This is a genomic window from Blautia ammoniilytica (genome assembly GCF_025566965.1).
GTDB classification, from domain to species: Bacteria; Bacillota; Clostridia; order Lachnospirales; family Lachnospiraceae; genus Blautia_A; species Blautia_A ammoniilytica.
This window is the reverse complement of sequence record NZ_JAOQJL010000042.1, coordinates 24039-31262: the sequence shown is the minus strand read 5'-3', so window position 1 is coordinate 31262 and position 7224 is coordinate 24039. Positions and strand designations below refer to the sequence as shown.

Annotated in this window: 9 protein-coding genes; all 9 read right to left on the bottom strand. The window is 33.0% G+C overall.

What is annotated here, in order from left to right; genetic code table 11:
* Nucleotide 1: 1 nt before the first annotated feature.
* On the bottom strand, nucleotides 2-526 hold the full coding sequence (locus OCV61_RS15945; RefSeq protein WP_158422643.1) for a hypothetical protein: 525 nt from the start codon (nucleotides 524-526) through the stop codon (nucleotides 2-4).
* On the bottom strand, nucleotides 513-1241 hold the full coding sequence (locus OCV61_RS15940) for a LytR/AlgR family response regulator transcription factor (RefSeq protein WP_158422642.1): 729 nt from the start codon (nucleotides 1239-1241) through the stop codon (nucleotides 513-515). Before OCV61_RS15940 ends, OCV61_RS15945 begins: the two co-directional genes overlap by 14 nt.
* Before the next feature lie 6 nt (nucleotides 1242-1247).
* Entirely contained in the window at nucleotides 1248-1622 is a 375-nt protein-coding gene (locus OCV61_RS15935) for a helix-turn-helix domain-containing protein (protein WP_158422641.1), read from the bottom strand.
* A gap of 211 nt (nucleotides 1623-1833) precedes the next feature.
* On the bottom strand, nucleotides 1834-3048 hold the full coding sequence (metK, locus tag OCV61_RS15930; protein ID WP_158422640.1) for a methionine adenosyltransferase: 1215 nt from the start codon (nucleotides 3046-3048) through the stop codon (nucleotides 1834-1836).
* Between the two features lie 33 nt (nucleotides 3049-3081).
* Nucleotides 3082-4404, bottom strand: a complete 1323-nt coding sequence (locus tag OCV61_RS15925; protein WP_158422639.1) for a radical SAM/SPASM domain-containing protein — start codon at nucleotides 4402-4404, stop codon at nucleotides 3082-3084.
* An 81-nt stretch (nucleotides 4405-4485) separates the two neighbouring features.
* Complete coding sequence (locus tag OCV61_RS15920) at nucleotides 4486-4830, bottom strand: PqqD family peptide modification chaperone (RefSeq protein ID WP_195256386.1); 345 nt, start codon at nucleotides 4828-4830, stop codon at nucleotides 4486-4488.
* 13 nt (nucleotides 4831-4843) lie between these two features.
* On the bottom strand, nucleotides 4844-6145 hold the full coding sequence (locus tag OCV61_RS15915) for a B12-binding domain-containing radical SAM protein (RefSeq protein WP_158422637.1): 1302 nt from the start codon (nucleotides 6143-6145) through the stop codon (nucleotides 4844-4846).
* The gene (locus OCV61_RS15910) at nucleotides 6142-6561 is read right to left on the bottom strand and encodes a PqqD family protein (protein WP_158422636.1); all 420 of its coding nucleotides are present in this window, start codon (nucleotides 6559-6561) and stop codon (nucleotides 6142-6144) included. The genes OCV61_RS15915 and OCV61_RS15910 overlap by 4 nt, the downstream gene beginning before the upstream one ends.
* The gene (locus OCV61_RS15905) at nucleotides 6551-7210 is read right to left on the bottom strand and encodes a hypothetical protein (protein ID WP_158422635.1); all 660 of its coding nucleotides are present in this window, start codon (nucleotides 7208-7210) and stop codon (nucleotides 6551-6553) included. The genes OCV61_RS15910 and OCV61_RS15905 overlap by 11 nt, the downstream gene beginning before the upstream one ends.
* Nucleotides 7211-7224: the final 14 nt, after the last annotated feature.

The following is a 7224-nucleotide window of genomic DNA, read 5'->3' as shown; positions in this document are numbered from 1 at the left end:
ATCATCTAGCGGTACTTCGTACCGTTAAAAATGGAATAGCCGTTCCGCAGTAGCGGAACTGGCATTCCGTTTGAGCGTAATTTGCAGTAAATACTCTCTTCAATGCCGTAATTGCACTCATAAATACAATTTTCGAAGTAAATGATCCTAACTTTCCTAATGCCTGAAGGTCTGTAAATTCACAGCAATACGTCAAAAGGATATTCCCACTTATTGTTTCTATCAACATCCAGATTGCATTAAATGCAATTGCGAAAATACATTTATTCCAAAATTTTCCTTTGTATATCAATTCAACAACCAGCAGAACTGTAATAATCGTAATACTAATATTTGCGTAAGCTGGCAAAATCTTACCATTGGATATTTCAATCTGCCATGCAGCAAACACCACCGTTCCCATGACGGTCAATGCCCTTCTTTTTTTCCTTATCAAAAATATATCAAAGTAATAAAAGAACAGATATACTGCAAATAAAGCAAGCAATATATCTGTTCCACATGAAATAATGCTATTCACCGACATAAATTGTGTCCTCCATTGAACAATACTGTTCACCAATTAGCTTTCTTCTGTCCTCACTAATTGAAATTTTCTTGCTATTATCCATAACTACGAAATCATATGCTTGTCCTTCCACATGCTTATAATTTACAAGATATGACTGATGAACACGTAAAAATGGCACTTTGCTTTGTTTAAGACTTTCCTCTATATCATTTAATTTTGCATATGCGACAAATGTACCTTTTTCCGTCACAATAAATACTTTACGTTTATTGCTCTCAAAATATAAAATTTCTCGCATTGGTATTTTATGGTTCACCCTCTGATAACTATACCGGAAATACGAATCTTCGCAATACACTTCTTCGTATGCTGATTTAAAACACGATTCAATCTGTTTTTCACTCACTGGCTTCACAAGGAAACGAAACGGTCTGACTTCAAAAGACTCCTGCATATGATTTTCGTGGCTTGTAACATAAATAATGAGAGTGTTTTTATCATACTCTCTAATTCTTTTAGCCGCCGAAATTCCATCTTCTTTGTCCATTTCTATATCCAAATAAATCATGTCAAAATAAGTGCCCTGTGCAACCGCATCCGCAAGACTCTTACCATTCCAGAACACCTCAATTTCAATATCTATAAAATTTTGCTTTGCTATTTCCTGTAACAGCATATCCATTCTTCCAGTCGTCTGAATATCATCATCACAAATTGCTATATTCAGCATTTCTTATCAACTCTCTTCTGTATTTTCCTTGTCTTTTTTACGTTTTTCACACGTCTTCTTAACTGTCTGCATAATCGACCATACCATTTTCTGGTCATATTCGTCTAAGTCTTTATATATCTCGATAAGATCATAATAGGTATCTAATGTCTTATTCATTTTCATCTGTCCTTGCAAATCTCTCTTCACCTCAGAAATCCCCAGTAAATAATCCGTTGTCACATTAAAATATTCAGCTATTTTCATTAACACGTCCACTTTAATGCACAATATATCTCTTTCATATTTACTAAGCATTTGTTGTGTAATTCCTAATTCAGCAGCTAGAATTTCTTGTATTAGACCCCTATTTTCACGAAGTTGTTTGATACGACTCTCCATAATCAATTACCTCTTAAACACATAATAATCTTATGCTACTTTAATTTACCCACTTTGATACAAATAATAGAAGTAATTGATTACTCTTTTTCTTATAATTGAAGATGAGCAGTGCTCTATGCACTGCCCACTTCATACCATTTATACAAACTCATAAATATTTTTATAATAGCATCTTACTTCGTAGCAATATTTTATATTGAAGATATCCTTATTTTGATTTCTTAGATATAATACTATTATAGTCTTCTTTAAGCACTTCAATCTTGTCAGTTTTTTCCCAAGATAAATCCAAGTCATCCCTTCCAAAATGTCCATAAGCTGATGTTTGTTTATAAATTGGCTGTCTCAAATTCAACATTTTAATAATACCTGTTGGACGCAAATCAAAATGTCTGCATATAATCTCACTCAAAACACTATCCGACAATTTACTAGTTCCAAAAGTATCTACCATAATAGACATCGGTCTTGCGACTCCGATAGCATAGGAGAGTTGAATTTCGCATTTTTCCGCTAAACCTGCAGCAACAATATTTTTCGCAATGTATCTTGCTGCATAAGCTGCTGATCTATCCACCTTCGTGCAATCTTTTCCAGAAAATGCTCCACCTCCATGACGTGCATATCCGCCATAAGTATCAACAATAATTTTTCTTCCTGTTAATCCACTATCCCCATTAGGTCCCCCTACAACAAAACGCCCCGTTGGATTAATAAAATATTTTGTGTTCTCATCCACCATTTCAATCGGCAATATTGGATCAAACACATACTTTTTTATATCCGTATGTATTTGTTTCTGCGTAACCACTGAATCATGCTGTGTAGATAATACAACTGCTTCTATTCTAATAGGCTTTTGCTCTTCATCATATTCTATAGTAACCTGTGTTTTTCCATCCGGTCTTAAATACGGTAAAATTTTATCTTTACGAACTTTTGTAAGTTGCTGTGCCAATTTATGGGCTAACACAATCGGATATGGCATAAATTCTTTTGTCTCATTTGTGGCAAATCCAAACATCATTCCCTGGTCACCAGCTCCAATACTTTCTATTTTATTTGAAATATTATCAGCCTTTTTTAATTCAAAAGCTTTATCTACTCCAATAGCTATATCATTCGATTGTCCATTAATACATGTAAGAATGCAACATGTCTTAGCGTCAAATCCATATTGAATATCATCATATCCAATCTCACTAATTGTATTCCTTACAATCTGGGAGATATCAATATAGGCTCTCGTAGTAATCTCCCCCATAACCACAACTAATCCTGTAGTTATCGCAGTCTCGCAAGCAACTCGTCCCATTGGGTCTTGTTCTATTACTGCATCCAGAATTGCATCTGAGATTGCATCGCACATTTTATCTGGATGTCCTTCTGTTACAGATTCTGAAGTAAAATAATAATTTCCCACAGTTTTTCTCCTTTATATATTGTTTCTTCATTTTTAATTATGAACGAAAGCATTATGATTCATTTCCTCTACCATCATATTGGTAACTTTACAAAATCCTTTTTCCATTTTACCTCTTAAGCTTCCACTTTCAAATACAGCCCTAGCTCTACATCCTCCCTTGCAATTCTCACTAGCTGGACAATTTGCACATTCTTCAATGTCTTCTTTTTTCAAATTTCGCAATTCGATAAACACCTTACTCTTACGCCAAATTTCCAAAAGGTCTTCACTAAATACATTGCCTGCAAAATATTCATTATGATTGGCAAACAAATTACAAGGATACACATCCCCATTAATATCTATAAAAATGTTTTTTGTTCCGGCAGAGCAAATATATTCAGTTCCTTTTTTATATCTATATAATCCCATCCCTTTTCTAAATGCCTTCGAAATAGAAAAACCTTTCAAAGTATTAATCCTGAAATTTTTTGATTGTTTTTCAGAAAGCATCAATGATGAAATATTCAGATTCTGATTTACATTCAATATTTCACTCATTTCTATTTCATCTGCAAATGAGTCCTCTGCCAACTGCAACATATCGGAAAAATACTTCTCATTTATACTATTAATAGTAAATGAGTATCCTATAGATAAATTGTTCTCTCTGCATATATTACTAAATTCTATAGCTTTTTTAAACGTTCCCACACCACGTATAAAATCATTAATTTCTTCATTATGACCTTCTAAACTTATCCGTACCAAAACATTCATATTCGACAATTTTCTAATTGTTTCATTCTGTATAACCTGACCATTTGTAAAGATTACTACTCTGATATTCCAATTATTAAAGGTTTCTACAATTTCAACTAAATTGGGATGCAAAAATGGTTCTCCTCCCGTTAATACCACAGAAAGAGTTCCTAATTCTCCCAATTTTGACGCAATTGAACGCACCTCATTTAAATTCATCATTAATTGCTCATCCATATGACTCCCCTGATAACAATGTTTGCATTTCAAATTACAATTTTTTGTTATCTCTATGGATGCGGTTTCTAACGAAGTTACCAAGCCAACAAGACTAATAAAAGCCGCATTCTCAGGATCAGTAGTAAAATATGGTGTCGCAAATAATGTATTACAGCATTCCATAACGTCCCCATACAAATCATCGTATTCACATTCCTGATTTTCAATCAGCAAATTCATCGCTACTTTTTGATACTCATTTTTATACACCAGTACTTCTTTGAGAATTCTTGTGCTTGTTTCGTTCAAAGTTAACGTAGAATCATTTTCCAAATCATATAGCACCGATTCTCTATCATAATTTTTCCATACTACACCTTTTCTTAAAAACATAATTTACCTCCAATCTAATCAAACTTTATCGTTAGTCCATTGTGAATATTCTGGACTGGCAGTTTAAAGTATCCAGAACATTCACATTGCATTCCCCCTTTTATAAAAAATCATTTTATAATATCTCTTAATCAGCTTATATTTAAATGTCCCCTTTACAAGAATAATATTAACTCTTGCAAGGCTTACAACCAAATCTGTCACATCATGAATAATATTCTCAAGCACCTCTCCATATTCTTGCGCTATAATAATAGCTATATCTCTTATTGACTTAATTCCATCAAACTCGAGAAACATTTCATAAGCTATTGGACTTAGAACAAATCTCTGTTCAAGCAAATAATCATACAAAATTATGTTGTCACCCGTCAATTTTATCTCTACAAAACTCGGCTTTTCCACTACAAATTCATCCGTAATCATAGCACTCCTTCTATCATGACGCATAGGTAGCCCATGCTTTCATATATAAATTCTGCAACTGTCTCCTATTAAGATTCTTTGTTTCCATGACGGTATCGAAGAAAGTATAATTGTCCCAATTTTCAGTAAGAAGCTTAATGCCTAAATCATCCTTTCTTTCATATACAGGAGTTCCTGGTAAAGGAGTTAAAATCGCAAATTTGCAAGATGTATATCCTCCAGATATTGTTTTTAAATATTTACCAAATCTTATTGTCTTTTCACAAGTTTCCGCGGTATCATCTGGATGTCCTAAAATAAAAGAACAAACCACTGTTATTCCATGTTTCAAAAATATTCTAACTGCTCTTTCAATAGTATCCGTAGTAACATTTTTACCAATTTTCTTTAATATTTCATTGTCACCTGACTCAGCACCAATCTGCACATGATGACACCCGGCTTTTGCCATTTCTGCTGCCACTAAATCCGTAACTGTATTAGCACGTGCCTCTGCTTGCCATGCAATATCCAGGTTCCTATTTCGTATCTCCCTACAAATCTCAATGCAATGTTTTTCACTAGCGGTAAATGTATCATCTGCAATAAATATTTTTTTAATGCCATACGTTTTATACAACATTTCAATCTCATCTACTACATTTTTTACGCTTCGCATTCTATACCTACCGCCTGCTATTGCTCCGGCTGAACAAAAAATACATTTGTAAGGACAGCCTCTTCCGGTCAGAACAATTCCCGGTTCCTGATATTTATCAATTTTGAACAAATCCCATGCAGGGAAATCAATGGTATCTAAATCCTGAATAGGTAATCTACGCTCAGTTTTTATTACTTCCCCCTCTTCATTAACAAATGCAATTCCAGCAATTTTTTTCAAATCTCCTCCTGTCTTAATACAGTTCAGTAACTCAACAATCGTTTGCTCCCCTTCAAAAATAGATACAATATCAACATCGCCTTGCTTCAACACTTCTTCATAGACAAAAGAAGCCTGAGGACCGCCCATCATTACTTTGACTTGACTTCCAAACTGTTTCTTTATTTCATGTGCAATTTTTAAACCATTCCCGTGATTTGCTATAAAAGAACTAATTCCTACTATCTGAGCATCAACTTCAATAATTCGATGGATTATTCCAGATATCGTTAATTTATCAATTCCAACATCAATCAAATCTACAGAATAACCTGCATTTCTAGCAGCTGAGGCCAAGTATCCTAATCCTAAAGGCGGATTGGCATACATTAAATTTTCTGCAAATAAATCTTTCATTACTACTGGTTGCGGATTAATTAATAAAATGTCTATCATACTAAACTCCTCCAATTTATATCTATTACATTTTTTTGATCACATTCAATTAAAAACTCAACACAATCTTTTACTACCGTTTCCCAATCCACATCATATTCTTTTACGATATAGTTAACAATATCTTTGAGTGTGTTTGAACCATCACATAATTCCCAAATTCTAGCAGAAACATTTTCGAGTAATACACTAATTCCCCCATCATTTATATCAGAATCATCCTTTAATTGTTTTACTTTTTCTTTATTCTTTAACACTTCTTCCTTGTTAACTGCAAATTCTCCTGAAAGAGCAATCGCTCGCCCTTTTGAGATTCCATAAACAAAAATAGACTCATCCTCATCACTTTTATAACGCCAAAGAATAGATTTTCTTTTTGGTGTTAACATCATGAGTTCTTCTATTTCATTTTTCATTACCTTTTTCTCCTTTTTCTTTTTTGTCAATTGGCATTACCACTTTAAGTCCAAATAGATACAAAACATATACCAAAATAGACATCATACATAATGAGAATGCTTTGAATCCCATTTTTTTAAAAATCTCATACGCCCGACCGCCGTCACATTTTTTATTAGGTAACAATGACAATATATTTATTAGTAAAAATGCACATATGAAAATAATACTGGCAAAACTATGTATCCATTTAATAGAAATCCAAAGAGAAATAAAACCTATGATTGTCAATATTATAGGTGCAGCTAATAAAATACCTGCCTTATCTAAATTTTCTATTTTTCTAGAGCGTTCAAAATGTGTTCTTGCTCCAAAAGTATATGGAAGAAAACTTACAAAAATTGGCTCATACGATAAAAATCTTGCAAATGATATATGTATACACTCATGCCATGCTATAGATATAAAAATCGTTTGCATCAACAGAAATATATACACATAATAGTAAATACTTACATTCAAGAAGAGTAATAATGTACTTGAAAACACCGTTATAGCAATCATTTGAGGATAGTATATTCTATTTATCATTAGAATTAATTTTATAAACAATTGCACATTTGGCTGTTCTTTTTGAATTTTTAATATAATTGCTCTTTCTATCACTTCACACCTCCACA

What these genes read in the sequence shown, in the direction of transcription:
- OCV61_RS15945 (WP_158422643.1), bottom strand. Translation starts at nt 526, where the DNA reads ATGTCGGTGAATAGCATTATTTCATGTGGAACAGATATATTGCTTGCT.
- OCV61_RS15940 (WP_158422642.1), bottom strand. Translation starts at nt 1,241, where the DNA reads ATGCTGAATATAGCAATTTGTGATGATGATATTCAGACGACTGGAAGA.
- OCV61_RS15935 (WP_158422641.1), bottom strand. Translation starts at nt 1,622, where the DNA reads ATGGAGAGTCGTATCAAACAACTTCGTGAAAATAGGGGTCTAATACAA.
- OCV61_RS15925 (WP_158422639.1), bottom strand. Translation starts at nt 4,404, where the DNA reads ATGTTTTTAAGAAAAGGTGTAGTATGGAAAAATTATGATAGAGAATCG.
- OCV61_RS15920 (WP_195256386.1), bottom strand. Translation starts at nt 4,830, where the DNA reads ATGATTACGGATGAATTTGTAGTGGAAAAGCCGAGTTTTGTAGAGATA.
- OCV61_RS15915 (WP_158422637.1), bottom strand. Translation starts at nt 6,145, where the DNA reads ATGATAGACATTTTATTAATTAATCCGCAACCAGTAGTAATGAAAGAT.
- OCV61_RS15910 (WP_158422636.1), bottom strand. Translation starts at nt 6,561, where the DNA reads ATGAAAAATGAAATAGAAGAACTCATGATGTTAACACCAAAAAGAAAA.